The organism is Pseudomonas sp. E6002, assembly GCF_013385565.1.
Lineage (GTDB): Bacteria > Pseudomonadota > Gammaproteobacteria > Pseudomonadales > Pseudomonadaceae > Aquipseudomonas.
In genome coordinates, this window is record NZ_JACAPT010000023.1 from 245,330 (window position 1) to 269,756 (window position 24,427).

27 protein-coding genes are annotated in these 24,427 nt (G+C 60.0%); 16 read left to right on the forward strand and 11 right to left on the reverse strand.

Annotated features, from left to right (window positions below; all coding sequences use genetic code 11):
- Positions 1 to 181 precede the first annotated feature (181 nt).
- The 3 genes from HX815_RS19750 to HX815_RS19760 all read left to right on the forward strand — a co-directional run bounded on the left by HX815_RS19750 (position 182) and on the right by HX815_RS19760 (position 2,706).
- Positions 182 to 1,603 (forward strand): transglycosylase SLT domain-containing protein, encoded by a 1,422-nt coding sequence (locus tag HX815_RS19750; RefSeq protein ID WP_102368437.1) that lies wholly within the window; start codon positions 182 to 184, stop codon positions 1,601 to 1,603.
- 104 nt (positions 1,604 to 1,707) lie between these two features.
- The gene (locus HX815_RS19755; RefSeq protein WP_003218737.1) at positions 1,708 to 2,142 is read left to right on the forward strand and encodes a DoxX family protein; all 435 of its coding nucleotides are present in this window, start codon (positions 1,708 to 1,710) and stop codon (positions 2,140 to 2,142) included.
- A 255-nt stretch (positions 2,143 to 2,397) separates the two neighbouring features.
- Positions 2,398 to 2,706: a hypothetical protein gene (locus HX815_RS19760; RefSeq protein WP_003218736.1), complete on the forward strand. Its 309-nt coding sequence runs from the start codon at positions 2,398 to 2,400 to the stop codon at positions 2,704 to 2,706.
- Between the two features lie 4 nt (positions 2,707 to 2,710).
- Here the strand turns inward: HX815_RS19760 and HX815_RS19765 are convergent, their stop codons facing one another.
- From HX815_RS19765 to HX815_RS19775, 3 genes are read right to left on the reverse strand one after another with little or no spacing between them, the layout of a single operon-like run.
- On the reverse strand, positions 2,711 to 4,516 hold the full coding sequence (locus tag HX815_RS19765) for a Gldg family protein (protein ID WP_177028752.1): 1,806 nt from the start codon (positions 4,514 to 4,516) through the stop codon (positions 2,711 to 2,713).
- Between the two features lie 15 nt (positions 4,517 to 4,531).
- Positions 4,532 to 5,257 (reverse strand): ABC transporter permease, encoded by a 726-nt coding sequence (locus HX815_RS19770; protein WP_008437749.1) that lies wholly within the window; start codon positions 5,255 to 5,257, stop codon positions 4,532 to 4,534.
- Entirely contained in the window at positions 5,254 to 6,180 is a 927-nt protein-coding gene (locus HX815_RS19775; RefSeq protein WP_177028753.1) for an ABC transporter ATP-binding protein, read from the reverse strand. The genes HX815_RS19770 and HX815_RS19775 overlap by 4 nt, the downstream gene beginning before the upstream one ends.
- Positions 6,181 to 6,484: 304 nt before the next feature.
- Here HX815_RS19775 and HX815_RS19780 point away from each other — a divergent pair, with 304 nt between their 5' ends.
- Both HX815_RS19780 and greB read left to right on the forward strand, forming a co-directional pair.
- Positions 6,485 to 7,714, forward strand: a complete 1,230-nt coding sequence (locus HX815_RS19780; RefSeq protein WP_177008076.1) for a hypothetical protein — start codon at positions 6,485 to 6,487, stop codon at positions 7,712 to 7,714.
- Between the two features lie 152 nt (positions 7,715 to 7,866).
- Positions 7,867 to 8,340, forward strand: a complete 474-nt coding sequence (greB, locus tag HX815_RS19785; protein WP_008437752.1) for a transcription elongation factor GreB — start codon at positions 7,867 to 7,869, stop codon at positions 8,338 to 8,340.
- A 46-nt stretch (positions 8,341 to 8,386) separates the two neighbouring features.
- Here greB and HX815_RS19790 read toward each other — a convergent pair whose 3' ends face one another.
- Together HX815_RS19790 and HX815_RS19795 are read right to left on the reverse strand one after the other, a co-directional pair.
- Positions 8,387 to 10,897 carry an ABC transporter permease gene (locus tag HX815_RS19790; protein WP_177028754.1) on the reverse strand — a complete coding sequence of 837 codons (2,511 nt, stop codon included), beginning with the start codon at positions 10,895 to 10,897 and terminating at the stop codon, positions 8,387 to 8,389.
- Entirely contained in the window at positions 10,897 to 11,580 is a 684-nt protein-coding gene (locus HX815_RS19795; protein WP_003218726.1) for an ABC transporter ATP-binding protein, read from the reverse strand. The genes HX815_RS19790 and HX815_RS19795 overlap by 1 nt, the downstream gene beginning before the upstream one ends.
- 10 nt (positions 11,581 to 11,590) lie before the next feature.
- Between HX815_RS19795 and HX815_RS19800 the strand changes: the two genes are divergently transcribed.
- The 3 genes from HX815_RS19800 (at position 11,591) to HX815_RS19810 (ending at position 13,589) form a co-directional block, all read left to right on the forward strand.
- On the forward strand, positions 11,591 to 12,196 hold the full coding sequence (locus tag HX815_RS19800; protein ID WP_003218725.1) for an arylesterase: 606 nt from the start codon (positions 11,591 to 11,593) through the stop codon (positions 12,194 to 12,196).
- 58 nt (positions 12,197 to 12,254) lie between these two features.
- Positions 12,255 to 12,548 carry a hypothetical protein gene (locus tag HX815_RS19805; RefSeq protein ID WP_003218723.1) on the forward strand — a complete coding sequence of 98 codons (294 nt, stop codon included), beginning with the start codon at positions 12,255 to 12,257 and terminating at the stop codon, positions 12,546 to 12,548.
- A 72-nt stretch (positions 12,549 to 12,620) separates the two neighbouring features.
- Positions 12,621 to 13,589, forward strand: a complete 969-nt coding sequence (locus HX815_RS19810; protein ID WP_008437756.1) for a L,D-transpeptidase family protein — start codon at positions 12,621 to 12,623, stop codon at positions 13,587 to 13,589.
- 132 nt (positions 13,590 to 13,721) lie between these two features.
- Here the strand turns inward: HX815_RS19810 and oprI are convergent, their stop codons facing one another.
- Positions 13,722 to 13,973, reverse strand: a complete 252-nt coding sequence (gene oprI, locus HX815_RS19815) for an outer membrane lipoprotei OprI (RefSeq protein WP_003172710.1) — start codon at positions 13,971 to 13,973, stop codon at positions 13,722 to 13,724.
- A gap of 626 nt (positions 13,974 to 14,599) precedes the next feature.
- On the opposite strand from oprI, the gene HX815_RS19820 reads away from it, so the two are divergent.
- Positions 14,600 to 14,881: a GNAT family N-acetyltransferase gene (locus tag HX815_RS19820; protein WP_003189869.1), complete on the forward strand. Its 282-nt coding sequence runs from the start codon at positions 14,600 to 14,602 to the stop codon at positions 14,879 to 14,881.
- 114 nt (positions 14,882 to 14,995) lie between these two features.
- Here the strand turns inward: HX815_RS19820 and HX815_RS19825 are convergent, their stop codons facing one another.
- Together HX815_RS19825 and HX815_RS19830 are read right to left on the reverse strand one after the other, a co-directional pair.
- Positions 14,996 to 16,072, reverse strand: a complete 1,077-nt coding sequence (locus HX815_RS19825) for a 3-deoxy-7-phosphoheptulonate synthase (protein WP_003218719.1) — start codon at positions 16,070 to 16,072, stop codon at positions 14,996 to 14,998.
- 133 nt (positions 16,073 to 16,205) lie between these two features.
- On the reverse strand, positions 16,206 to 16,640 hold the full coding sequence (locus HX815_RS19830; RefSeq protein ID WP_003218717.1) for a PilZ domain-containing protein: 435 nt from the start codon (positions 16,638 to 16,640) through the stop codon (positions 16,206 to 16,208).
- On the opposite strand from HX815_RS19830, the gene HX815_RS19835 reads away from it, so the two are divergent.
- From HX815_RS19835 to cysB, 5 genes are all read left to right on the forward strand, one after another.
- On the forward strand, positions 16,639 to 17,031 hold the full coding sequence (locus tag HX815_RS19835) for a hypothetical protein (protein WP_003218715.1): 393 nt from the start codon (positions 16,639 to 16,641) through the stop codon (positions 17,029 to 17,031). The genes HX815_RS19830 and HX815_RS19835 overlap by 2 nt on opposite strands.
- The gene (locus HX815_RS19840) at positions 17,028 to 17,990 is read left to right on the forward strand and encodes a putative 2-dehydropantoate 2-reductase (protein WP_003218713.1); all 963 of its coding nucleotides are present in this window, start codon (positions 17,028 to 17,030) and stop codon (positions 17,988 to 17,990) included. The genes HX815_RS19835 and HX815_RS19840 overlap by 4 nt, the downstream gene beginning before the upstream one ends.
- Positions 17,991 to 18,004: 14 nt before the next feature.
- Positions 18,005 to 18,922, forward strand: a complete 918-nt coding sequence (locus HX815_RS19845) for a 5'-nucleotidase (protein WP_003218711.1) — start codon at positions 18,005 to 18,007, stop codon at positions 18,920 to 18,922.
- A 63-nt stretch (positions 18,923 to 18,985) separates the two neighbouring features.
- A complete protein-coding gene (locus tag HX815_RS19850; RefSeq protein ID WP_003218709.1) occupies positions 18,986 to 19,486 on the forward strand; it encodes a universal stress protein in 501 nt (166 codons plus the stop codon).
- A 104-nt stretch (positions 19,487 to 19,590) separates the two neighbouring features.
- Entirely contained in the window at positions 19,591 to 20,565 is a 975-nt protein-coding gene (cysB, locus tag HX815_RS19855) for an HTH-type transcriptional regulator CysB (protein ID WP_003218707.1), read from the forward strand.
- 5 nt (positions 20,566 to 20,570) lie between these two features.
- On the opposite strand, the gene HX815_RS19860 is transcribed toward cysB, so the two are convergent.
- Positions 20,571 to 21,053 (reverse strand): GreA/GreB family elongation factor, encoded by a 483-nt coding sequence (locus tag HX815_RS19860; RefSeq protein WP_003218705.1) that lies wholly within the window; start codon positions 21,051 to 21,053, stop codon positions 20,571 to 20,573.
- Positions 21,054 to 21,068: 15 nt separating this feature from the next.
- Positions 21,069 to 21,437 carry a hypothetical protein gene (locus tag HX815_RS19865; RefSeq protein ID WP_003218702.1) on the reverse strand — a complete coding sequence of 123 codons (369 nt, stop codon included), beginning with the start codon at positions 21,435 to 21,437 and terminating at the stop codon, positions 21,069 to 21,071.
- A 131-nt stretch (positions 21,438 to 21,568) separates the two neighbouring features.
- Between HX815_RS19865 and earP the strand changes: the two genes are divergently transcribed.
- Together earP and HX815_RS19875 are read left to right on the forward strand one after the other, a co-directional pair.
- The gene (gene earP, locus HX815_RS19870) at positions 21,569 to 22,702 is read left to right on the forward strand and encodes an elongation factor P maturation arginine rhamnosyltransferase EarP (RefSeq protein ID WP_003218700.1); all 1,134 of its coding nucleotides are present in this window, start codon (positions 21,569 to 21,571) and stop codon (positions 22,700 to 22,702) included.
- Positions 22,703 to 22,751: 49 nt separating this feature from the next.
- The gene (locus HX815_RS19875; protein WP_003218698.1) at positions 22,752 to 23,324 is read left to right on the forward strand and encodes an elongation factor P; all 573 of its coding nucleotides are present in this window, start codon (positions 22,752 to 22,754) and stop codon (positions 23,322 to 23,324) included.
- Positions 23,325 to 23,391: 67 nt separating this feature from the next.
- Here HX815_RS19875 and HX815_RS19880 read toward each other — a convergent pair whose 3' ends face one another.
- Complete coding sequence (locus HX815_RS19880) at positions 23,392 to 24,408, reverse strand: alpha/beta hydrolase (protein WP_177028755.1); 1,017 nt, start codon at positions 24,406 to 24,408, stop codon at positions 23,392 to 23,394.
- Positions 24,409 to 24,427: the final 19 nt, after the last annotated feature.

Below are 24,427 nucleotides of genomic sequence, written 5' to 3' on the forward strand. Positions count from 1 at the left end.
GCCAAGAACTACAACGAGTTAAAGCTGTCTTTGAAAGTCGCAAGTAACACCGTGTTTGGTTTGTCGCCATCTGCCGTGCCACCCTTGCGCCCAAAGCCTGCGCTCATGGCGCTCTGTTTCTGTCCCCCAACGCCTCGTTTTTCGCGAAGCAATGGGCAGTATTCTTTCTTCCGGAGAGCGGATGATCCGACCCTCGGCGTTGCTTGTGTTGTGCCTGACGTTACTGCTGCCCATGGCGGCGGTTGCGCGTCTGGACGGGCCGCTGGAAGTGACCCGGCCCGGCAAGGTCCGCGACCTTGCGGAAATCCGCAGCAGCCGCACCTTGCGGGTATTGGTCAACCAGAGCCGCAACAGTTCCGGCGAAGTCCAGGGCCAGGCCATCGGTGTTGAATACCATCGCCTGCGCGCTTTCGAGCAATACCTCAACGGTCACGCCCGTGACGGCGAGGAAATCAACCTCAAGATTATTCCCAAGGCCAAGGATCAGCTGATTGGCGCATTGGCCCGTGGCGAGGGCGACCTGGTGGCACCCGGCGAATTGCTGGATGTGAAAGCCGCCCACAAGATTGCCACCAGCGACCCGATCGCCAGCGACGTGCCGTTATGGCTGGTGGGGCTGAAGGGCGAGCGGCGGTTTACCCGGCTGGAGCAACTGTCCGGGCGCACGCTGGCCTTGACCACGGGCAGTGCCGCGTCTGATGCGATCAGCCAGGTCAACCAAAAGCTGGCGCTGCACAAATTGCCGCCGGTGAAGGTGGAATGGGTGGATCCGAGCCTCGCGGTAGAGGACGTGCTGGAGATGGTCCAGGCCGGGATTTTCCACCTGACCATTGTCGAGCGGCCGATTGCCGAACGCTGGGCGAAGATCCTGCCCAAGCTGCGTTTCGACCGGCAAGTGACCATCAGCGAGCCGGGCGAAGAGTATTGGTTTGTGCGCCAGGATGCCTCGATGCTGCGGGCCAGTATTGATCGCTTCCTCAAGACCTACCGCACGCCGTCCGATCAGGATGTGGCGTTCCAGCGCATCTACCGCCGCCTCTACCAGGTACGTTATCCACTGGCTCGCGTCGACCGCCAGCGCCTGGAAAAACTGCGCCCGGTGCTGCAAAAGCATGCCCGCGAGCAGGGCATGGACTGGCTGAACCTGGCCGCGCTGGCGTTCAAGGAGTCTGCCCTGGACCCTGGCGCTCGCAGCAGCGGCGGCCCCACCGGGCTGATGCAGATCACGCCATCGGCGGCGCAGCGGGTCGGGGTGAACAACATCGAAAGCCTGGACAATAATGTGCAGGCGGGCGCGCGGTACCTGGCGATGATCCGGCGCAAGTTCTTCTCAAGCCCCAAGCTCAACGAGCGCGAGCGCATGGCGTTTGTGCTGGCGGCCTACAACATGGGGCCCGAGCGGGTCCAGGGAATGCGTGCCGAAGCGCGGCGGCGGGGGCTTAACCCAAACCAATGGTTTTTCCAGGTCGAGCGCATTGCCATGGAGCAGGTGGGAATGAGCGGCGTCAGCTATGTTAATAGCGTGAACAAGTATTACCTGGCGTTTGATCGTGAGCGGGAGTCGTTGGAGCCGGCAGCGCCACGGGTTGCCTCACGTAAATAATCTATTAATTCGATAATTATGAGCCGCTTTATCGGCTTTTATCATTGTTTAAACTGATTAATATAGCGGCCAACCCAACCCCTACCTTGAAAAGGATTATCAGCATGAGCCCATTGATCACCCGCATCCTCTCCACCCGCGCCGGCTACGGCCTGACTGTCCTGCGGATTTTTGTCGGGATCATCTTCGCCGCCCACGGTTCGCAAAAGCTCTTTGGCTGGTTTGGCGGCGGCGGCCTGGCGGGCACTGCCCAGTGGATGGAAAGTATCGGCCTGGCCCCGGGTACCCTGATGGCGGTGTTGTCCGGTGGTACCGAGTTCTTCGCCGGGCTGGCGCTGATCATTGGTTTGCTGGCGCGGCCAGCGGCACTCGGCCTGTCGATCATTTCCCTGGTGGCGATTTTCTCGGTGCATATCCATAACGGTTTGTTCATGGCCAACAACGGCTACGAGTTCGCCCTGGCGCTGCTGGGCGGTACGCTTGCCGTGTTGTTGGAAGGTGCGGGCAAATTGTCCGCAGACCGCGCCATCACTCACTGATACCGCGAACCCCCCTTAAAAGGCCCGCCCAGTGCGGGCCTTTTCGTTGCTCGGGATTCTTGACACCGCCCTACAGGCTTCTCTAGGATGTTGCCCATGCGCCGATTTAAACAGCTAATTGCGGGGCGCCACCGGTGACTGATCACAGTCCCGACAGAAGCCAGAGCCATAGGCCAGCTTCGAAATTCCGCTAAAGCGCTGGTTCGGTGTTGCCTCTCACCTGCCCGCAGACTTTTGAGGCAGAGACACGACACAATGAATGCACTACGCCCCCTCATACGCCTGGCCCCGATCACCGCGGACCTGACCCAACGCAATCCTAAAATCCTCTTGGGCGGCAAGCATCAGCCGACGTTGCTGCGCTATCTGGATGGCTGGCCGCGCCGCACGGGGCGGCCTTCGGCCTTTCTGATCCAGTTTGTCGAAGACGGCGACTCCCTTGCGCGCTTTGCGTCCAACAGCTTCGACCTGGCCGTCATTCAGGCGCCCAGTGCCAGCGACGCGGGCGAAGTGATACGCCAACTGACCCGCATTGCCCGGCAAGGGCTGATCGCCCGGCGTTGAGCCCTCAGTAGAACGCTGCTGAAGGCAGGTGCCGGTGACGGCGACGCAACAGGAAAATACCCCCCGCAATCAGGCACAGTATCAGCGGTACAGGCACGATATTGAGCAGCTTCACTTTGCGTTCCAGGGCGTGAACCTCGGCGTATGACTGGACCTTCAGCGCGTGAATTTCCATGGGGATTCGCAACCGCTCCTTGTTGAGCGCTTGCAGCAGTGTGTTGGAGGTTGCAGCCTGAGGGCCCGGGGAAATTGTCGGGGGGTTGAGCAGTTGCCATTCCTTTTCCGTTTGTTCCAGGCGTTGCGCCAGTTCGGCGGACTTCTCACCGTAGGCCAGTGCCGCGTCTTCGCGCATTGCCTGCAGCACCTGCAGTGATCGAGCACCGCCTGCGCGGGGGCGAATGTTCATCAGTGCATCGGGCGCGGCCAGGTTGTCCAGGGTGTTCAATACAAACATCGCGTTATCTGACAACGGGCTACCCGCCGCGCGATGCTTCTGGAGCATTCCAGACACACGATCGCTGAGCAGGTCAGTGTCGGCGACCACGACCACATGGATGTTCGCAGCCTTTTGCAAGCCGGTGTTACGCCCACTGATGCCGTCAGGAAAGGCGGAATAGGCGGGCCCTTCGACGCGGGCGGCGATCACCTGTTGTTGAGCGCGAGTGGCTGTTTCATTGATCAGTGAATTGAGCTGCGCTGGCAGGGCGAAGCGCTCTGCCTCAAACAGCGCGGCGTGCGCGGAGCTTTGCAGCAATGGGGTGAAGGTCATGCGGCTTCTCTTGGCAGGGGCCAGGGCGCCGCTGCTCAAGACGTTGACGTTGTGAAGTTTCCAGGCGCTGATGTCATCCTGTGCCATCGCCTGGCGGGGCAAGGTCAGTGCCGCGGGATGGCGCACAGGCGGCTGGCCGGTGGTCAGGATCACCGAAGTGGCATAGTCGCGATCGGCAATCACCTTGTTCGCGGGCATCTGGATGCCCCAGGCGGACAGCAATGCCTCCAGCCTGGGGTTTTCCGGAGTCGTGACGCTGGTGTCCAGCCCGACAAGCGGGTCGATAAACATCATCAACTTGCCTGCGCCCAATACAAACTGGTCTATTGCGTAAAGGGTTTGGTCAGGCAGGTTGCCGGGATGAACCACCATCAGGGTTTTGACGTGTTCAGGAATTTGCGCGATACCCGGCTCCAGGCTCACCACGTTGAACTGGCGACGGATCTCCTGCAACACCTGCCAGGGAGGCGTATTAACGCCGTTGCGTTCATCTCGCTCACCGTTTATTGGCAGCCGGGAGATCACGCCCATGACGGGTTGCTCGGGGTGGATCACCTTATGAATCAAATGGCTGATTTCATACTCCAGCAGTGACTCCCGGTCCGGGCTGAATGACGGGATGCTATGGGGCGCATGGCCCGCGCTGGTACCCACCAGGCCGAAGAATCCGTGTTGTTCGTCAAGTCCCAGTAACCTGGCTTTGTATTCATCTTCAGAAAAAGGGGTGGGGTCGATGAGGTGCAGGTTGATTTTGCCCTTTGCCGCTTTTTCATATTCCTTGAGCAACAGCTCTACCCGTTTAGCGTAGCTTTCAACGGCGTTGGCTTTGTGTGCACGGTTGCTTGAATTGAAGAAGTACAGATCCACCGGTGTTTCCAGTGAACCGAGCATAGCCTGTACAGGATCGGAAAGTGTATGGATGTTCTGTTCCGAAAAATCCAGCCGTGGATTTGGAAGTTTCAGTGCCCAGACCAGGTTAAAAGCGAGAAACAGTAACAGCAGCGTGATAATTGTGAGGCTGGCACTTAGTCGCGTTTTCATCGTGATGTGTCCTTCTCAACCGTTTCTTACATTCAGGACAATGACCGTCGCGCCAAGAAAGGCGATGATCATACTGATGAAGTACAAACTGTCTTGAAGAGCCAGTACCCCTTGGTCAATGGCGGCAAAACGCGCAGACGGGCTCAGGGAAAGAAGGCGGTCAATCAGCCATACCGGAACTTGATGTTCAATTGCATCAAGAATGGATGACAGGCCACTGGCGGTCAGCAGCAAGCACAGGGTTACGGTGAATATAATCGCGCGATGGTGTGTCAGTGCGCAGATAAAACAGCCCACGGATAGATAACATCCGGCCAATACCCAACTTCCCAGGTATTGTGACGCAATGACTGTATTGTCCGGATTGCCAAAATAGTTGACGGTGATAACTATCGGGAAGGTCAACAGCAGGGCCACGCCAGAAACAATCCAGGCCGCCAGAAACTTTCCGACCACTATCTCGAAACGTGTGACGGGCAGGGTTTTCAGCAACTCCATGGAACCGGTGGTGGGCTCGTCGGCCCAAAGCCGAGTGCATAGAACAGGTGTCAACAGTAAGTAGAGCCAGGGGTGCAACTGGAAGAAGCCCTGCAAGTCGGCACTGCCGACTTCCAGTAACCGGGTTGCATGGAAGCCAAATACAGCAGCGGCGGTCAGGAAAACCGCAGTGCTCAGGTAAGTGAGGGGTGCCGAAAGATAACTGACCAGTTGACGCTTGAATATGACCGGGAGAAGTTTCAAATCGATGCCTCCTGGCTCATATGGTGCACAACGTCATCCAGGCGCCCGGCTTCCAGGTTCAGGGCATTGAGCTTCCAGCGGCGCTGGGTGACCAGTGCATTGATGTGGGGGTAGATGATTTGCCCCGGCAGGGCGAGTACGGTCACTGTGCCGGGAGTCTCGCGGTCTTCCTCGATGCCGGCGACCCCGGGCAATACCGCCAGGGCCAACAGGTCCAGCGGTGTGTCGGCTGCAAGGGTGACCGCCTGGTGATGACGGGAGCTGCGCTGCAGTTCGGGCACCGAAGCGTCTGCCACCAATCGGCCGTCGGCTATCACCAGTGCGCGGGTACAAATCCCGGTCAGTTCTTCCGGCGCACGGGACGCGACAATGATCGTCATCTCGTCGCTGAGCGACTTGATGAGCATTCTGACTTTGTGTTTATGGTCGGCACTCAGACCTTCTGTTGGCTCGTCGAGCAACAGCAGGCCGGGGTCATGCAGGATTGCCTGGGCGATGGCTACCTTGCGTTTCAACCCGTCCGTGAGGGTTTCCACCGGGCTTTTGAGTATCCGCCACAACTCAAGCCGTGCAACTGCCCGGTCAATCATCTTGCGTTTTTCCGCGCCGCGGAATCCGCGTATTTCGGCAATGAAACCGAGAAAGGCCTTTACACTCATTGCACCATGGCTCAAGAGTCGCTCTGGCTGGTAGCCGGTGACTTTCTTTGCCTGGAATGCGTTCAGGGCGATATCGTTACCGAATATTTTTATATGACCTGAAGAGGGTGTAGTCGAGCCTGAGATCATTTTGATAATAGTTGTTTTTCCCGCACCATCATTTCCAAACAGCCCGAGGCATTCCTGGGGTTGGGCGTTGAATGAGAAGTCATGAATAATGTTTTTTCCGCCCATGGTTTTTGTCAGGCTCGTTATCTCGATCATTATGCTTTTCTACTGAATGGATATGGCAAGGCTGGATTAACCTGGGTGAACAGCAGGTTGTGAATGTTCGAAATTCAATGCTTGAAATCTTTTTATGTTGAAGCTTTTCCGACGTCGCACTGTTAAAAAATGGTACGTTCAATAAACGCTCTTGGAAATGCTGAGGGGGCTGAATAAGATAAGTCCTACATGCCAGACTATGACTCGCTGAAACAATTGTTTTGCTTTTGATGATTTAATTACAGTCGTTGTTTATTTGGTGTTTATTTAAAGTTTATGCCAATTTGAAATGGAGCCTGATGTCATGCTGCTTCTACGTACCCTTGTTCTTGAACAGTCCGGGCATGATGCACCGGTCAATGGTGCACTGCTTTGTGGTTTTGCGGTGGCGCAGATCTCTTCAAACTTTCTTGCCTACAGTCTGGATGAAGAAACAGAGCCCGGTAGTTCACGGGTGTACATCGCAGCGTTGCGCAAAAAGTCCGAACGTTACTTTCTGGGGGCGATAGACTCCAAGGAAGACCTGCAAATAGCGACCCATGTCTTCAAGCAAATCTTGACGCTCGCGGCTGCTCCCGGGGCAAAATCTGCAAGCAGCGGCGAAACTCAGATTCCCTTTCATTTTGTTGATTTGAAAGGCTGCAAATTGCCCCCGGCCAGGCCTGAAGATCATCACTCGTTGACGATCAAGAAATCCCTGGTGATGAAGGTGATTACCCTGGGAACGTCGGCGCCCGGTTTGCCCGCCATTGAAAGCAATACGTTGATCGTGCCGTCGATTCGTTTCTCCTCAAGAATGGTGTCTGCTCCCAGGTCCCCCGATCCTTCAGAGCCTGCGCGGTCATTGCCCGAGCCGGTGGCGCAGGCGCCCGAGGCTGAGCTCGAGATATCCGAGCCGCTCGTTGAGGCGCCACTACAGGCACCGATCGAGGCGCCTGCTGTCGCTGCGCCAGTGCCGGCGCCCATAGTCCAACAACCTGAACCGGTCCCCCAGGCGCCGCCGCCCATGCCTGCCCGGAATGAGTCATCCTCGTTGTTTGAAGTGGACGATACGCTGGCCAATCTTTCCCGATTGTCACAGGAGCTGACGCAGCAAAAGCTCAGCGTGCTCAAGCAGGAAGAAGCGCTTGATCAGTTGCGTCTCGAACTGCGCCAGGAAAAGGCTGACCTTGAGCAGGAGAGTCAGCGGAGTGCCGACAGGATTGCCGAAAAGGAAACGTCCCTGGAACAGTTGGCCCGCACGCTGGCCCTCCGGGAAGAGCATCTGGCTGGCAGCTCGGCGCTGAACCAGACAGAGCAGCGTCGAATGGACGAGCGTGCGCGCTACCTGGAGAGCCAGGAAGCCCAGTTGCATGACCGTGACCTTGCGGTGCGCCTCAAGGAGCAACAGCTGACGGCTGCGCTGTTCCAGTTGCCTGTCCTGCGGGACAACCTGAGGGTTACGCTTCAATCCCTGGATGAGTCACTTGCATGGCTTGGCGAGAACGGGCGCGGCCAGCCTGAATGCGGCCCGACCCAGACGGAGGCTGACTGATACGCGTCGTTGCCGGAATCCGCCGGTGGGTCTGGCTACTTTCCCGAGTTCATTTATCATCGACCCCCACAGCCGACATCGGGCGTTAAATGCGTTGTGCCTGATGCGGCAGCGGGTCTGAAAAATGCAAACTTCCAGGGGATGTAGAGCTTTTGAGCACCAAGCTGATTACCAAAGAAGGTCATGAGGCCCTGAAAAAGGAGCTTGATTACCTGTGGCGAGAAAAGCGCCCTGATACCACCCGCAAAGTGACGTGGGCGGCCTCCCTGGGGGACAGGAGCGAAAACGCCGACTACCAGTACAACAAGAAGCTGCTGCGGGAAATTGATCGTCGGGTGCGTTATTTACGCAAGCGCCTGGAAGACATGCGCGTGGTCGAGTACATGCCCGAGCAGGAAGGGAAGGTGTTTTTCGGCGCCTGGGTGGAGATTGAAAACGAACAGGGCGAGACCAAGCGGTTTCGCATCGTGGGGTACGACGAGATCTATGAGCGTATGGACTACATCTCCATCGACTCACCCATGGCCCGGGCACTGTTGCGCAAGGAAGTGGATGACGAGGCGCTCGTGCAGACCCCCAGTGGCGAAGTGTGCTGGTGGATCACCGCTATCGAATATGTGAAGTGACAACGGATGGCCCGTACGCATGAACGCGTGCGGGCCATTTGCGTTTTCAGCCCTCGCGCAGCACCGTCAACGGGCTGGCATTCAGTGCGCGGCGGGTGCCGAACACGCCGGCACCGCCGATCAGCACGGCGCCGATCACCGGCAGCAGCAATAGCCACGGATGCGGGTGCCAGGTCAGGTCGAACGCGTAGCGGTACAGCACCAGTGTCACCAGTTCAGTGCCCAGCGCTGCCAACAGCCCGCTGACTGCGCCCAACAACCCGAACTCGATACGCCGGGCCTTGACCAGCAACTTGCGCTCAGCCCCCAGCGCCCGCAGCAGGGCGCCCTGGCGAATCCGCTCATCGAGGGTTGCCTGGAGCCCGGAGAACAACACGGCCATCCCCGCTGCCAGGACAAACAACAGCACGTACTCCACCGCCAGGGTGACCTGGGCCAGGATGCTGCGCAGTTGTTCCAGCAGTGCCTCCACCTGCAGGATGGTCACCGCCGGGAAGGCCCGGGACAGGTCGACGATCTGTTGGTCATGGCCGGGTGCGAGGTAGAAGCTGGTCAGGTAGGTGGCCGGCAGGTCCTTCAGGGTGCCGGGCTGGAAGATCATGAAGAAGTTGGGCTGGAAGTTGTCCCAGTTGATTTCCCGCAGGCTGGTGACTCGCGCTTCGCGGTTTTCCCCGCCGACGGTAAACACCAGGTGATCGTTGAGCTTGAGTTTCAGGCTGTCGGCGACCTTGGCCTCCACCGAGACGCCTGGAATCTCGTCGGTCGGTTGCGCCGTCCACCAGGAGCCCGCCGTCAGCTTGTTGCCCGGTGGCAGGTCGGCGGCCCAGGTCAGGCTCAAGTCTCGCTGTACTGCACGATCGCCGCTGGAGTCCTTGCTGACAATCTCCTGCACTGGCGAGCCATTGATGCTGATCAGTCGTCCCGGTACCACCGGATACAGCGGAGCCGATTGCGCCTGTAATTCCAGCAGGCGTGCGCCGAAGGTGTCTTTGTCGGCGGGCAGGATGTTCAGGGCGAAATAGTTGGGGGCGTCCTTGGGCAACTGGTTCTGCCAGGTATCCAGCAATTCGCCGCGCAACAACGCGATCAAGCCCATGGATAACAGGATCAGCCCGAACGCCAGTGACTGCCCCGCGGCCGCCAGGGGATGACGCAGCAACTGGCCCAGCCCCAGGCGCCATGGCAGGGAGGCCCGGGCAAGCAGGCGTCGCAGGCTTTGCAGCAACAGGAGCAGCAGGCCGCCGAGAACCAGCGCGGCAATCACGCCGCCGCCCAGCAGGGCGAAGGTCAGCACCAGGTCGAGGCTCAAGCGCCACATGATCAGGCCCAGGGCGAAGAGCGCCGCACCATAGACCATCCAGGTGCTGGAAGGGATTGGCAGCAAGTCGCGGCGCAATACCCGCAGTGGCGGCACCCGCCCCAGGGCGGCCAGCGGCGGCAGGGCGAAACCGGCGAGGGCTACCAGCCCGGTGCCAATCCCGGCAACGGCCGGCAGCAGCCCGCCGGGTGGAACGTCCGCCGGCAGCAGGTCATGCAACAGCGCAAACAGGCCCAATTGCGCCAGCCAGCCGAGCAGGGCGCCGGTCAGGCTGGCCAGCAACCCCAGCACGGCCAATTGCAGGCTGAACAGCAACATGGTTTCGCGTCGCGACAACCCGAGGCAGCGCAGCAGGGCGCTGGCATCAAAGCGTCGGCTGGCGAAGCGATTGGCCGAGAGCGCCACGGCCACGCCGGAGAGCAGCACCGCCACCAGGCTGGCCATGTTCAAGTAACGTTCGGCCTTGCCCAGCGCGCCGCCGATCTGCTGGTTGCCGTCGCGCGCATCCTGCAGCCGCTGGTTGGCAGCCAGGCCGGGCTTGACCAGGTCGCGATAGGTTTGCAGCACGGTGCCGCCCTGTGGCGCTCGCCACAGGGCGCGATAACTCACGCGACTGCCGGGCTGCACCACGCCGGTGGCGTCAAGGTCGGCCAGGTTGATCATCACCCTGGGCGTCAGGCTATAGAAGTTGCCGGCGCGATCCGGCTCATAGGTCAGCACGCGGGAAAGGCGCAGGGTCTTCATGCCGACGTCGATGCTGTCGCCAATTTTCAGGTTCAGTGCCGTCAACAGCCGTGCTTCCACCCAGGCTTCACCGGGTTTGGGGCCACCTCCGGCAGTTTCTTCGGCGAAGGGTTCGGCGGCGCTCTTCAGCTCGCCGCGCAACGGATACGCCTCGTTGACCGCCTTGATGCTGGACAGCTGGATGCCGGCGTCAGTGGCAATCACGCTGGAGAATTCCACCACCCTGGCGTGCTGCAGGCCCAGCTCGGTGCCACTCTGGATTTGCTCGGTGCGGGCGGGTGAACTGCCTTCCAGCACCAGGTCGGCCGCCAGGAACTCGGTGGCGCGCAACATCATCGCGCCGTTCAGGCGGGCACCGAAGTAACCGATGGCGGTGCTGGCGGCCACGGCCACCAGCAGGGCGAAGAACAGTACACGCAGTTCGCCGGCGCGGGCATCGCGCAGCAACTGGCGAAGGGCAAGGCTGAACAGGCGCAACAAGGGCAAGCGTGCCATCAAGGCTCCAGTGGCGCGACCATCAGGCCGGCTTCAAGACGGATCAGGCGACGGCAACGGTGGGCCAGGCGCTCGTCATGGGTCACCAGCACCAGGGTCGTGCCGCTCTCTTTGTTGAGTTCGAACAGCAGGTCGCTGATGCGCTCGCCGGTATGGCTGTCGAGGTTGCCGGTGGGTTCATCGGCAAACAGCACGTCTGGTTCGGCAGCAAACGCCCGGGCAATCGCTACCCGTTGCTGCTCACCCCCCGAGAGTTGGCGCGGCGAGTGGGTGAGACGCTGGCCCAGGCCGACACGCTCCAGCAGGTGTTTGGCGCGCTCGCGGGCGTCCTTGCGGCCGTCCAGCTCCAGGGGCAGCATCACGTTTTCCAGCGCGTTGAGGCTGTCGAGCAACTGGAAGGACTGGAACACAAACCCCACGTGCTCGGCGCGGATGCGTGCACGCTGGTCTTCGTCGAGGGTACTCAGGGCCTGGCCGGCGAGGGTGACTTCGCCACTGCTGGGCAGGTCGAGGCCGGCCAGCAGGCCGAGGAGGGTGGATTTGCCGGAACCGGAGGCGCCGACGATAGCCAGGCTATCGCCCTTGTTCAGTTCCAGGCTCAGTTCGTGCAGGATAGTCAGTTCACCTTCCGCGCTGGGAACCACTTTGCTAAGGTTTCGCGCGGTGAGAATGCTTGCGCCCATGGAGAATCCAATGCGAATGTGGTTTTTGAGTGCTGGCCTGGCCTTGATGTGCATGGCCCAGAACGCAGCGGCGGGTACAGTCCTGATCGTTGGCGATAGTATCAGTGCCGGTTTCGGGCTGGATACCAGCAAAGGGTGGGTAGCGTTGTTGGGACAACGGCTCAAGAGCGAAGGTTTCGACGATAAAGTGGTCAACGCCTCTATCAGCGGCGACACCAGTGCCGGAGGCCGGGCGCGGCTGCCGGCGGCGCTTGCAGAGCATAAGCCGGACCTGGTGATCATCGAGCTGGGCGGCAATGACGGCCTGCGTGGGCAGCCACCCGAGCAATTGAAACAAAATCTTGCATCGATGATTGAACAGTCCAAGGCCAGCGGTGCCAAGGTGCTGCTGCTGGGCATGCAGTTGCCGCCTAATTACGGGCCGAAATACACCACCGCGTTTGCTAATGTCTACCCGGCCCTGGCCAAGGAAAAAAGCGTCCCGCTGGTGCCGTTTTTCCTTGAAGGCGTCGGTGGTCATCCGGACCTGATGCAGGCTGACCAATTGCACCCGGCGGTTGGCGCGCAGGGCAAGTTGCTGGAAAATGTCTGGCCAACGCTAAAACCACTGCTATGACGCTTTTCTAGCAGCGGTCTTTCGGCTAAGGTGGCGCCCCCTCGATTTGGAGCCCCCGATGTCGCGTCCTGCCTGGTCACTGTTTGCCTACCAACTGATCGAGCCTGACGAACAGCTGGATCTGTTCGCCTGCCAGGAAGTCCGGGTGCATCTGGTGACGCGTCAATTGGAGTTGGGCGGGTCCATCGACCGCACCCTCTGCGGCACGTTGTTGCCTGCCCAGCCGCGCTGGTCATCGGTGGATCGCTCGATCTTCCAGGACCAGCGTTTGTGCCCCCTGTGCCGGGCGATCCTCGAGTCGCAAAAACGCGGCACACCGCCGATCTGGCCAGAGCTGCGCTTCGAGCTTTGAATATGGGTGCCCGCCGGGCAGCCGTGTACAATCCATTTTCTACTACCCGTCGATCTGCGAAGGAATTCCCGGATGTTGTCGCGCCTTTCCGCCGTCACCTGCTGCCTGTCTCTCGCTGCGCTCTGCGCGGCCGGTCCTGCTGCAGCCTTGCAGTTGCCTTTGCCGCCACCGGGTGAAGATATCGTTGGCCAGGTCCAGGTGATCAAGGCCAAGTACGAAGATACCTTCGCGGACCTCGGCACCACCTACGACCTGGGTTATTCGGAGATGGTCGCGGCCAACCCGGGCGTGGATGCCTGGCTGCCGGGAGCGGGTACCGAGATCGTGTTGCCGACGCGCTTCATCCTGCCGCCCGGCCCGCGTGAAGGCATCGTGATCAACCTGGCGGAGTACCGGCTCTACTACTACCCCAAGGGCCAGAACGTGGTGTACACGTTCCCGTTGGGGATTGGCCGTGAAGGCTGGGGCTCGCCAGTGGCCCACACCACCATCACGGGCAAGATCCCGAACCCGACCTGGACCCCGCCAGCCTCGATCAAGGCAGAACACGCCGCCAATGGCGACCCGTTGCCCAACGTCGTGCCGGCGGGCCCGGACAACCCGCTGGGGCCGTTCAAGTTCACCCTCGGCACGCCGGGCTACCTGATCCACGGTTCCAACATGAAGTTCGGCATCGGTACCCGTACCAGCCACGGTTGCTTCCGCATGTTCAACAACAACGTGCTGGAAATGGCCGACATGGTGCCGGTGGGCACGTCGGTGCGGATTATCAACGACGCCTACAAGTTCGGCGCGGCCGGGGGCAAGGTCTACCTGGAAGCCCATACGCCGCTGAACGACGATGGCACCCCATCGGTCGTCGACAAGCACACCGCCGTCATCAACGCCTTGCTCAAGCGTGAAGACCTGTCCAGCAACCTGCGGGTCAACTGGGACCAGGTGCGTGACGTGGTTGCGGCTGAAGACGGTTTGCCGACGGAAATCGGTGTACCCGGCGGGGCGCCGATGGTATCGAGTACGCCGGTCGATCTGCAGCAGTAAGCCTGCACGATCCATAACCCGTTATCGCCTCGCGCGGTGACGGGTTTTTTATTGTCTGGAATCCAGCCAAATCACAGGCAAAAAAAAGCCGATCCAAGAATGGATCGGCTTGATAACAACCCCGGAGGATTATTACTTGCGGCTTGCTTTTTCAAGCATGCGCAGAGCGCGCTCGTTAGCTTCGTCAGCAGTCTGTTGTGCTTTTTGAGCAGCAGCCAGAGCTTCATCAGCTTTACGGTAGGCTTCGTCTGCACGAGCCTGGGAGCGTGCTGCTGCGTCTTCAGTTGCAGTCAGACGAGCTTCGGTTTCTTTGGAGACGCTGCTGCAACCGGTAGCCAGAACTGCGGCCAGAGCCAGAGCAGAGAATTTCAGAACGTTGTTCATCGTGTTCCCCTTCAAGGACTTTCTATTAAATGGCTACTTTCTCAGAGTGAGCTAATAGCCGGCGTACATACTACCCATTACTTGTAGTAAGTAAACTGACGTAGCGCAAGAAGCAAAAAAAATTCTCGCGTCCAATCTATTTTGGCTAATCTTTCGAGAGTCTGTATAAAAAATATGCAGATTTTTGCACTCGGCCGAGGATTGGATCCAGCCTGAAAGGGCCGGCTGGCATGTGTTAAGCCATGTAAACATAAGTCATTTTATATATCGTCCCTGACACTATTGTTCAGATTGTCTTTTCGCCATTCGGTATCTTTTGTGCATGTTGAGGTGACTTTAAGAGCGCGTGTTCGTCTCAAGCTTCAACTGCCGGCAATGTTCAGGCCATCGACGTAAGGAATCTCGATTGGCCCTTTCTATGTCCGCCAGCGCAACGGAAGACGAGCGCGTCTTGAGCAATTGTGCGATTGGCGCCTACTATTTCCCTGTGCTGGTTGTGAGCGCTAGTGCAAGGCACTGGCCGCTTTTCTCGTTGTCGAAACCGGCACCGGGTGGCGTAGATGTTCCTTCGCCGGAAAAACATCGGTAAGGTAGGGGTCAGAAACCAAGACCCGCGAGGAGTAGTGATGAGCGAGGCGTTGTCCATCCACCATGACCAGGCTGGTCATCAGTTCGAGACCAATGTGGACGGTCATCGTGCCTATCTGACCTATATGGATCTCGGGAAGCAGACCCTGGATATCTATCGCACCTTCGTGCCCAACGCATTGCGCGGCCGTGGCATTGCTGCCGCGCTGACCGAGGAAGCGTTGAAGTTCGCCGAAGAGGCAGGTTATACGGTGATCCCGTCCTGCTCCTACGTTGAGCGCTACATGGAGCGCCACCAGCGCCATGCCGCGAAGCTTTGAGCATTGAGTAGGGCGGTACGCAGAGCATCCCAGGATGCATTCCCACGCAGGGCGGGGGAACGATCAAAAAAAACGCCGGGTTTAGCCCGGCGTTTTTGTGTCCGCAGTCTGTGCTCAGCCGCGTTGGCGCTTGGGCAACACGTCCTTGAGCTTGGCGTGCATGCTGCGCAAGGTGGTCTCGGTGGCAGACCAGTCGATGCACGCATCGGTGATCGACACGCCGTATTGCAGGTCGGCCAGGTCCTTTGGAATCGCCTGGCAGCCCCAGTTCAGGTGGCTTTCGACCATCAGGCCGATGATCGACTGGTTGCCTTCCAGAATCTGGTTGGCCACGTTCTCCATCACCAGCGGTTGCAGGGCCGGGTCCTTGTTGGAGTTGGCGTGGCTGCAATCGACCATGATGTTCGGCTTGATCTTCGCCTTGTTCAGCGCCTGTTCGCACAGGGCCACGCTGACCGAATCATAGTTGGGCTTGCCATTGCCGCCACGCAGTACCACGTGACCGTAGGCGTTGCCCTTGGTGGTGACGATGGACACGCCACCTTCCTGGTTGATGCCCAGGAAGCGGTGCGGGCTGGAGACCGACTGCAGGGCGTTGATCGCCACGGTCAGGCCGCCATCGGTACCGTTCTTGAAACCCACGGCCGAGGACAGGCCGGAAGCCATTTCGCGGTGAGTCTGGGATTCGGTGGTGCGTGCACCAATTGCCGACCAGCTGATCAGGTCTTGCAGGTACTGCGGGGAAATCGGGTCCAGGGCTTCGGTTGCCGTCGGCAGGCCCATTTCCGCCAGGTCCAGCAGCAATTGACGACCGATGTGCAGGCCGTCCTGGATCTTGAACGAGTCGTCCAGGTACGGGTCGTTGATCAAGCCTTTCCAGCCGACGGTGGTACGCGGCTTCTCGAAATAGACACGCATCACCAGGTACAAGGTGTCGGACACTTCCGCCGCCAGCACCTTCAGGCGCTCGGCGTATTCGTGGGCAGCCTTGAGGTCATGGATCGAGCACGGCCCGATGACCACGAACAGGCGGTGGTCGGTGCCGTCGAGAATCTCACGGATGACTTCGCGGCCCTTGGTGACGGTCTGCAGGGCAGCGTCGCTCAGGGGGATTTCGCGCTTGAGCTGATCGGGCGTGATCAGGGTCTCGTTGGATTCGACGTTAAGGTCGTTGATCGGTAAATCAGCCATCGTGTTACTCGTCAGGGTCACGGGTGCCGGCCGCCAGCGATCCCCGTGCGGCGGAGCACAGCATGATTTAAGTGCAGCGGGGAGCGGAACCTTAGCGCGTTACAAGGCTGCGAGACAATGGGCAACGTCCGCTTTAATCCAGCGCTGGCAGCACAAAAGCCTCATGGGAGAACTCGCCGGCATGGCGCGTGACCCATTCCCGGGCCAGCGCTTCGCTCTGCCCGGGTGTGGGCTCGACGCCTTCGTGGAGGCGGCAGTACCGTTCGATCTGGCACACTTGCTCACCCATCCGCGCACCGAACAAGGCCTGCTCATCGGTAAAGGCAATGTCGACGCGGTAGCCGTTTTCGGCCTTGCGGCACCATGCCACATAGCCCGGATAGCGGGCCGTCTGGCCCAGTGAGGGGATGTGCAACTCGATGGCCGCGCCCTGGCGCCAGGCCCGTGGGCAATTGCATGCGACGCCGCCCAGGCCGATAGTGTGCAGCCGTTGGCGGGAAATGCCGGAAATGGGGCGTTGGGTTATTTCGACAGCGACATCATCAGGGTGAGGAAAGAAACGACCCATGCACACGGACTCCGAGCACCGTCCAGTTGACGGCGGTGGCAGCAGTATAGTGAAAGAACTGCAACTTACCGACCTGGATATCGACCAGCAATTACTGGGGCTTCCCGGCACGTCCCTGGTGGTGTTTACCGGTGACGGCTGCTCGCGTTGCCGCTTCCTGCACCAGCAACTGCCGGGTTGGGACTTGCCGGTGGACCGGGTGTGCTGGGTGGATGCGGGTCACAATGGCGGGGCAGTGGAGCGCTACGAGATCTTTCACCTGCCGGCGTTGTTTGTGGTGTGTGACGGGAAATTCCATGGAATATTAGCGTCACTGACGCGTCTGACCGCCAGCGACCTGACTCAAGGTGTGCAGCAGGCGCTCAAACGAATACCAGAGGAGTTGCCATGACCGAAGTAACAAAACAGTCGCCACGGATCGGGATCATCGGCACCGGGGCCATTGGTGGCTACTACGGTGTGATGCTCGCGCGCGCCGGCTTCGATGTGCATTTCCTGCTGCGCAGCGAGTACGCGGCGGTCAGCGAGCGCGGCCTGCAACTCAACAGCACGATCCACGGAACCGTGCACCTTCACCCGGTACAGGCTTATGCCCGCGCCGCCGACATGCCACCGTGCGACTGGCTGCTGGTGGGCACCAAATCGACCGGGAATGTCGAACTGGCCCCGACCATCGCTCAGGTTGCCGCCCCGGACGCCAGGATAATCCTGTTGCAAAATGGCCTCGACGTAGAGGACAGCCTGCGTGAACACCTGCCGCCGTCGCTGCACCTGCTGGGTGGCCTGTGCTACATCGGCGTGCACCGTTCCGGTCCCGGGATCGTCGAGCATCAGGCGCTGGGCCGGGTCAACCTGGGTTACCACAGTGGCCCCGCGGCCAACGATGACAGCGGTCGGCAAGCCATCGTCGAAGAAGGCGCCGCGCTGTTTCACCAGGCCGGTATCGATTCCCAGGCCATGGCCAATGTGCACCAGGCGCGCTGGCATAAACTGGTGTGGAACGTGCCTTACAACGGCCTCTCGGTAGTGTTCGGCACGGGCACCACGGCGATGATGGCGGATGAGTCCAGCCGCGAACTGATCCAGGCGCTGATGGCCGAAGTGGTGCAGGGCGCCCACGCCTGCGGGCATGAGATTCCCGCCAGTTACGCCGGGCAGATGTTCACCATGACCGAGAGCATGGATGACTACTTGCCCAGCATGTATCACGATTACGTGCACAAGCGCCCGCTGGAACTGGCGGCGATCTACGCGCGCCCCTTGGCCGCGGCCAACGCGGCGGGTTGTGAATTGCCACGCATGCAGGCGCTGTATCAGGCCTTGAGTTTTATGGATCGGCATAACCGCTGATTGGGGGGAACACCATGGCGAAGGGATTGGGCGACAAACTGGTGCTGGCGATTTCCTCGCGAGCGCTGTTCGACCTGAGCGAGAGCCACAAGGTCTACCTGGCCCAAGGCGTCGAGGCGTACCGCAAGTACCAGATCGACCACGAGGAAGAAACCCTCGAGCCCGGTGACGCCTTCCCGCTGGTGAAGAAACTCCTGAGCCTCAACGCCAGCCTCGGCCGCGCCCGGGTCGAGGTGGTGCTGGTGTCGCGCAACAGTGCCGACACCGGCTTGCGTGTATTCAATTCGATCCAGCATTACGGGCTCGACATCTCCCGCGCGGCGTTTGTCGGCGGGCGCAGCCCTTATCCTTATCTGGCGGCGTTTGGCTGCCACCTGTTTCTGTCCACCCATGCCGAGGATGTGCGCAGCGCCCTGGATGCCGGGTTTGCCGCAGCGACGATTCTGTCGGGCGGCGCAGGTCGGGCCTCCAGTGCCGAATTGCGGATCGCCTTCGATGGCGACGCGGTGCTGTTTTCCGACGAGTCCGAGCGCGTCTATCAGTCGGGCGGCCTTGAAGCCTTCCAGGCCAGCGAGCGCGAATCCGCCCGCGAGCCGTTGCGCGGCGGCCCATTCAAGGGCTTCCTGGCGGCACTCAACCTGTTGCAGCGCGAGTTCCCCGACGAGTCCTGCCCCATCCGCACTGCGCTGGTGACCGCCCGTTCGGCGCCTTCCCACGAGCGGGTGATTCGCACGCTGCGCGAGTGGGATATCCGTCTCGACGAGTCGCTGTTTCTTGGTGGCCTGGAGAAGTCGGCGTTCCTCGAAGCCTTCGCCGCCGATGTGTTTTTCGATGACCAGGAAGGGCATTGCGAGAAGGCCCGGGAGTTCGTGGCCACCGGTCACGTCCCCCATGGCATCAGTAACGAGTTGAAAATTCAGACCGAGGGCTGAGCACTGCCAAAGGCGCTGCTAAGCTGAATCAATCCCCGCCATCCTGGCTGCCCAGGAGGTTCTATGATTCGTTCGATGCTGTACGCCACTGACCTCGGTCTGTATGCCCCCTATGTGATGCAACATGCCCTGGCGCTGGCGCGAACGTTCAAGGCTGATCTGTATGTGATTCACGTGGTCGAGCCCATCGGGCTGTTCGCCGAATCGGTGTTGCAGAGCTACCTTGATGAGAAGGCCTTGAGTGAATGGCAAAGCCAGGGCCTGACGACGGTGATGGCGACCATCGAGCAACGGGTGCTCGACAGTTTTCGCGAGGAGCTGGGGGACGGGGAGCAGGACCTCAAGTTGATCCGTTCGGTGCGGGTGATCCAGGGTGATCCTTGTGAAGTGATTCTCGACCAGTCGCAGAAACTCTCTGTGGATTTGTTGATCGTAGGTAGTCACAGCCAGGCGGTCGGGGTGGCAACACCCCTGGGGAGAACCGCAGCACGGGTGCTGCAGCTGTCCCAGGTGCCGGTGTACCTGGTGCCGCTGTTGCAGCGTCGACGCAGTGACGACGTGTGATTGGTAGAAAACGATAAAAAGTTCTAGATTTATCCGTCTAACCTTTAATATAGTTATATACCGTCGCTGATACCCGTGGCGTCTATCCGCTTTGAGGGACACATATGAAGCTTCAACAACTGCGCTACATCTGGGAAGTGGCGCACCACGACCTCAACGTTTCCGCTACTGCTCAAAGCCTTTACACCTCGCAACCCGGTATCAGCAAGCAGATCCGCCTGCTCGAAGATGAGTTGGGCGTTGAAGTGTTCGCACGCAGCGGCAAGCACCTGACCCGTGTCACCCCGGCCGGTGAGCGCATCATCACCACCGCCGGCGAGATCCTGCGCAAGGTCGAAAGCATCAAGCAGATCGCCCAGGAATTCTCCAACGAGAAAAAGGGCACCCTGTCGATCGCCACCACCCACACCCAGGCGCGTTATGCGCTGCCGCCGGTGATCAGCAGCTTTATCAAGCAGTACCCGGACGTGGCCTTGCACATGCACCAGGGCTCGCCGATGCAGATCGCCGAGATGGCCGCCGACGGCACCGTCGATTTCGCGATTGCCACCGAAGCGCTGGAATTGTTCGGCGACCTGGTGATGATGCCGTGCTACCGCTGGAACCGTTGCGTCGTGGTCCCACAAGGCCACCCATTGGCCAAGCTGCCGAAGCTGACCCTGGAAGCCCTGGCTGAATACCCGATCGTGACTTATGTGTTCGGTTTCACCGGCCGTTCGAAACTCGACGAAGCCTTCAGCCATCGCGGCCTGACGCCGAAAGTGGTGTTCACCGCGGCTGACGCCGACGTCATCAAGACTTATGTGCGCCTGGGCCTGGGTGTCGGTATCGTCGCCAAGATGGCGGTCGACACCAAGCTCGACAACGACCTGGTGGTGCTCGATGCCAGCGAGCTGTTCGAGTCCAGCGTGACCAAGATCGGTTTCCGTCGTGGCACCTTCCTGCGTGGTTTCATGTGCGACTTCATCGAAAAGTTCGCGCCGCACCTGACGCGCGAAGTGATGGCCAAGGCCATCCAGTGCCACAACAAGCAGGAACTGGAAGAGCTGTTCGACGGCGTTGAACTACCGGTTCACTGATCGGCTCACTTCACCTCGGTAACAGCAAACTGTTGCCGAGCGCCCCCCACCAGAATCTCCACCTCATCCCCTTCGAACTTGCCCAACAGGCTTTTGCCCAGGGGCGAGCGTGGGGTGATGACGGTCACCGGTTGCCCCACCACATCGACCTTCAAGCCTGCGCCGTCCGGCGCCAGGAATAGCCACTGCTGGCGATCGTTTTCATCTGCCAACCCCAGTAATGCGCCCACTTCGATGCCGCGCTGGTCATCGTAGGCTCGCAGCTGCATGTTCTGGCACAGCGTCAGCGCCTGCCGGATCTCCTCGACGCGTCGGGCCTGGCCGGCTGCCAGGTAAGAAGCCTCCAGGCCCAGGGTGTCGTACTTGTTCTCGGCGATGTTTTCTTCGTGGGTCGCGGTTTCGTACGCGGTTTGCGCGGCGCGCTGGGCGATATCGAGATCGACCGCGAGCTTGTCCAAAACCAACTGGTGAACGGCGTGTTTATTCATGGGCGGCTTTCGTGATCAATCGCAAAATTGCAGGACGTTGGCCCGGCTCTTGTCGTTGGGGGCGTTCTGGTCCTGTTGCAGCCAGAACTGGCATTTGGGGTTGGACAGGTTACGCGGGTTGTTGCGGGCCTGGTCCAGGGTTTGCTGTTGCTCCTGCTTGCGCAGGTTCTCCTGGTACTGCTCGAACATCCGGTTCGGCGGCTCCGGTGCAACCACCTCTGGCTTGCCCAGTTGCTGCACCACTCGGGCCACCGGCGCCACGGTTTGCTCGGGCAGGTAGCGGGAAGCCAGCCACACGCTCAGCACAATGGCGATAAACCCCAGCCACAGGCCGAAGGCCACGGCGATACTGAGTTTGAACAGCGAGAACGAACGATCAGACATGGTGGCCTCCTGGCAGGCACGTGCGGCATGGCGCCGATTGTCCCACAGCCGCGCGCAGAATAATCGCGATCAACCCTTCTGTATCGAGGCATTTATACGGACAATCGAGCCTTTGAGCGTTGGAGCCCGGAATGAAAGCCCGCTGGGATATTTTTTGCAGCGTCGTCGATAACTACGGCGACATCGGCGTGACCTGGCGCCTGGCCCGGCAATTGGTGGCGGAACAAGGGTGTGCGGTGCGCTTGTGGGTCGATGACCTGCGGGCGTTCGAACGCATGTGCCCCGAGATTGATGTGCAGGTGCACCAGCAATGGCAAGAGGGCGTCGACGTGCGCTACTGGCCCTCCGACTGGCCGGCGACCGACGCGGCAGACGTGGTGATCGCTGCGTTCGCCTGTCAATTGCCGCCTGACTACATGGAGGCGATGGCCGCACGCGACCGCACGCCGCTGTGGATGAACCTGGATTACCTGAGCGCCGAAGACTGGGTGGTCGGCTGCCACGGTTTGCCCTCGGTGAAATTCAAGGGCGTGCAAAAGTACTTCTTCTTTCCCGGATTCCGTCCCGGCACCGGCGGCTTATTGCGTGAGGCGGGGCTGCTGGAACAGCGCGATGCCTTCCAGCAAGACGCCGCCGCCCGGCAGCAGTTTCTGCAGGCGCTTGGGGTTTTCCCGGTGGACGGTGCGCGGATGATGTCGTTGTTCGCCTATGAAAACGCCGGGCTGGCCAGTTGGCTCGACGTGCTGGCGGCCGATGGGCGCGCCACTCATCTGCTGGTGCCGGAAGGGCGGATCCTCGGAGATGTGCAGGGCTGGCTGGGGGTCGAGTCATTGGAAGTAGGTGATGTGCACCGGCGCGACGGGTTGACCGTGCAAGTGCTGCCGTTTGTGCGCCAGGAGCAATACGACCGGCTGTTGTGGTGCTGCGACTTCAACGCCGTGCGCGGCGAAGACTCGTTCGTGCGGGCGCAATGGGCCGGGCGGCCACTGTTGTGGCATATCTATCGCCAGGACGAAGACATTCACCTGGACAAGCTCGATGCGTTCCTTGAGTTGTATACCGAAGGTCTGTCTCCGGCTGCGAAAGTCGCGTTGGTCGGCCTTTGGCAGGCCTGGAACGCTGATGGCGATATGGCACTTTGCTGGAAAATGCTGCTGGAACACTGGCCGGAAGTGACCGCGAACGCCGAGAAATGGGCTCTGGAACAAGGCTCGCGGACCGATCTTGCGACGGCGCTGGTACAGTTTTATGTAAATTGGATATGATACGCGACCTTGATTTTTGTAAATCCCATCCAAATTTCGGATATTCGCAATGAAAACTGGTAAAGAACTGAAACCCGGTACAGTGATCCGTCTCGAAAACGACCCTTGGCTGGTTCAGAAAGCTGAGTTCACCAAGTCTGGTCGTAACAGCGCAATCATGAAGACCAAGCTGAAGAACCTGCTGACCGGTTACAAGACCGAGATCGTCTACAGCGCCGATGACAAACTGGACGACGTGATCCTCGACCGCAAAGAAGCGACCCTGTCCTTCATCAGCGGCGACACCTACACGTTCATGGACACCACCGACTACACCATGTACGAGCTGAACGCTGAAGACATCGAAGCCGTTCTGCCGTTCGTGGAAGAAGGCATGGAAGACGTCTGCGAAGCTATCTTCTTCGAAGACCGTCTGGTTTCCGTAGAGCTGCCGACCACTATCGTGCGTAAGGTTGCCTACACCGAAGGTTCCGCTCGCGGCGACACTTCGGGCAAGGTGATGAAGCCTGCCAAGCTGGCTAACGGTACCGAACTGCAAGTAGCCGATTTCATCGAAATCGACGACCTGATCGAGATCGACACCCGTGAAGGTGGTTCGTACAAAGGTCGCGCCAAGAAGTAATTCTTGCGCCACCGGTACGATAAAAAAAGCCCGACCATCAGTCGGGCTTTTTTGTGGGTGCCGGTTTTTACTTCAGGTGTTGCTTCAGCTCCTCGGACGCCTGCAGCAGCGCCGAACGAACCTCCGGTACCTGGCTGACGACATTCAGCAAACCGTAGTCATGGATCATGCCGTTGTAGCGCACGGCGGTCACCGGTACACCGGCTTCATCCAGCTTGCGGGCATAGGCTTCGCCTTCGTCACGCAGCACGTCCGAGCCTGCGGTCTGAATCAACGCAGGTGGCAAACCCTTGAGCTGCGCGGTGCTTGCCCGCAGGGGCGACGCATAGATCTCGGCGCGCTGGTTGGTGTCGGTGGTGTAGTTGTCCCAGAACCACTTCATCATGTTGCGGGTCAGGAAGTGGCCTTCGGCAAACTGGTTGTAGGACCCGGTGTCGAAGTTGGCGTCGGTCACCGGCCACAACAGCAGTTGGAACTTGATTGACGGAGTGCCCCTGTCCTTGGCCATCAGGCTGACCACCGCTGCCATGTTGCCGCCGACGCTGTTGCCGGCGACGGCCAGGCGTTTGCCATCGACGTTGATCTCGCTGCCGTGTTCGGCCACCCACTTGGTTGCCCCGTACGCCTGGTTGATCGCCACCGGGTAGTGCGCTTCAGGTGATGGCGTGTAGTTGACGAACACCGCCGCCGCTCCGGACCCCACCACCAGGTCACGCACCAGGCGCTCGTGGGTCGGGAAATCCCCGAGTACCCAGCCACCGCCGTGGAAGAACATGAACACCGGCAATGTGCCCTTGACCCCGGCCGGACGCACGATGGTCAGGCTCAGCGGCTGGCCATCGACCTGAATGGTCTTCTGGCTCACGTCGGCCTTGGGCAGCGTCAGTTTCACGCCTGACTGTGCGCCTGTCAGCACCGCACGGGCTTCCCTGGGCGTCAGTTGCTCCATCGGTTTGCCGGTGCCGGCGTTCAGTACATCGAGAAACGCCTGGGTGTTGTGCTCCACGTCACCGCCGGCCGCAAAGGCATTGGTGATCGAGAAGGCGAGCAGGGTGCCGGTGAGTACTTTGCCAAATGTGTTCATGTTCTTCTCCAAAAAACCG

Coding starts and splice junctions, on each gene's coding strand:
- HX815_RS19750 (WP_102368437.1), top strand. CDS start 182: ATGATCCGACCCTCGGCGTTGCTTGTGTTGTGCCTGACGTTACTGCTG.
- HX815_RS19755 (WP_003218737.1), top strand. CDS start 1,708: ATGAGCCCATTGATCACCCGCATCCTCTCCACCCGCGCCGGCTACGGC.
- HX815_RS19760 (WP_003218736.1), top strand. CDS start 2,398: ATGAATGCACTACGCCCCCTCATACGCCTGGCCCCGATCACCGCGGAC.
- HX815_RS19765 (WP_177028752.1), bottom strand. CDS start 4,516: ATGAAAACGCGACTAAGTGCCAGCCTCACAATTATCACGCTGCTGTTA.
- HX815_RS19775 (WP_177028753.1), bottom strand. CDS start 6,180: ATGATCGAGATAACGAGCCTGACAAAAACCATGGGCGGAAAAAACATT.
- HX815_RS19780 (WP_177008076.1), top strand. CDS start 6,485: ATGCTGCTTCTACGTACCCTTGTTCTTGAACAGTCCGGGCATGATGCA.
- HX815_RS19790 (WP_177028754.1), bottom strand. CDS start 10,897: ATGGCACGCTTGCCCTTGTTGCGCCTGTTCAGCCTTGCCCTTCGCCAG.
- HX815_RS19795 (WP_003218726.1), bottom strand. CDS start 11,580: ATGGGCGCAAGCATTCTCACCGCGCGAAACCTTAGCAAAGTGGTTCCC.
- HX815_RS19800 (WP_003218725.1), top strand. CDS start 11,591: ATGCGAATGTGGTTTTTGAGTGCTGGCCTGGCCTTGATGTGCATGGCC.
- HX815_RS19805 (WP_003218723.1), top strand. CDS start 12,255: ATGTCGCGTCCTGCCTGGTCACTGTTTGCCTACCAACTGATCGAGCCT.
- HX815_RS19810 (WP_008437756.1), top strand. CDS start 12,621: ATGTTGTCGCGCCTTTCCGCCGTCACCTGCTGCCTGTCTCTCGCTGCG.
- oprI (WP_003172710.1), bottom strand. CDS start 13,973: ATGAACAACGTTCTGAAATTCTCTGCTCTGGCTCTGGCCGCAGTTCTG.
- HX815_RS19820 (WP_003189869.1), top strand. CDS start 14,600: ATGAGCGAGGCGTTGTCCATCCACCATGACCAGGCTGGTCATCAGTTC.
- HX815_RS19825 (WP_003218719.1), bottom strand. CDS start 16,072: ATGGCTGATTTACCGATCAACGACCTTAACGTCGAATCCAACGAGACC.
- HX815_RS19835 (WP_003218715.1), top strand. CDS start 16,639: ATGCACACGGACTCCGAGCACCGTCCAGTTGACGGCGGTGGCAGCAGT.
- HX815_RS19830 (WP_003218717.1), bottom strand. CDS start 16,640: ATGGGTCGTTTCTTTCCTCACCCTGATGATGTCGCTGTCGAAATAACC.
- HX815_RS19840 (WP_003218713.1), top strand. CDS start 17,028: ATGACCGAAGTAACAAAACAGTCGCCACGGATCGGGATCATCGGCACC.
- HX815_RS19845 (WP_003218711.1), top strand. CDS start 18,005: ATGGCGAAGGGATTGGGCGACAAACTGGTGCTGGCGATTTCCTCGCGA.
- HX815_RS19850 (WP_003218709.1), top strand. CDS start 18,986: ATGATTCGTTCGATGCTGTACGCCACTGACCTCGGTCTGTATGCCCCC.
- cysB (WP_003218707.1), top strand. CDS start 19,591: ATGAAGCTTCAACAACTGCGCTACATCTGGGAAGTGGCGCACCACGAC.
- HX815_RS19860 (WP_003218705.1), bottom strand. CDS start 21,053: ATGAATAAACACGCCGTTCACCAGTTGGTTTTGGACAAGCTCGCGGTC.
- HX815_RS19865 (WP_003218702.1), bottom strand. CDS start 21,437: ATGTCTGATCGTTCGTTCTCGCTGTTCAAACTCAGTATCGCCGTGGCC.
- earP (WP_003218700.1), top strand. CDS start 21,569: ATGAAAGCCCGCTGGGATATTTTTTGCAGCGTCGTCGATAACTACGGC.
- HX815_RS19875 (WP_003218698.1), top strand. CDS start 22,752: ATGAAAACTGGTAAAGAACTGAAACCCGGTACAGTGATCCGTCTCGAA.
- HX815_RS19880 (WP_177028755.1), bottom strand. CDS start 24,408: ATGAACACATTTGGCAAAGTACTCACCGGCACCCTGCTCGCCTTCTCG.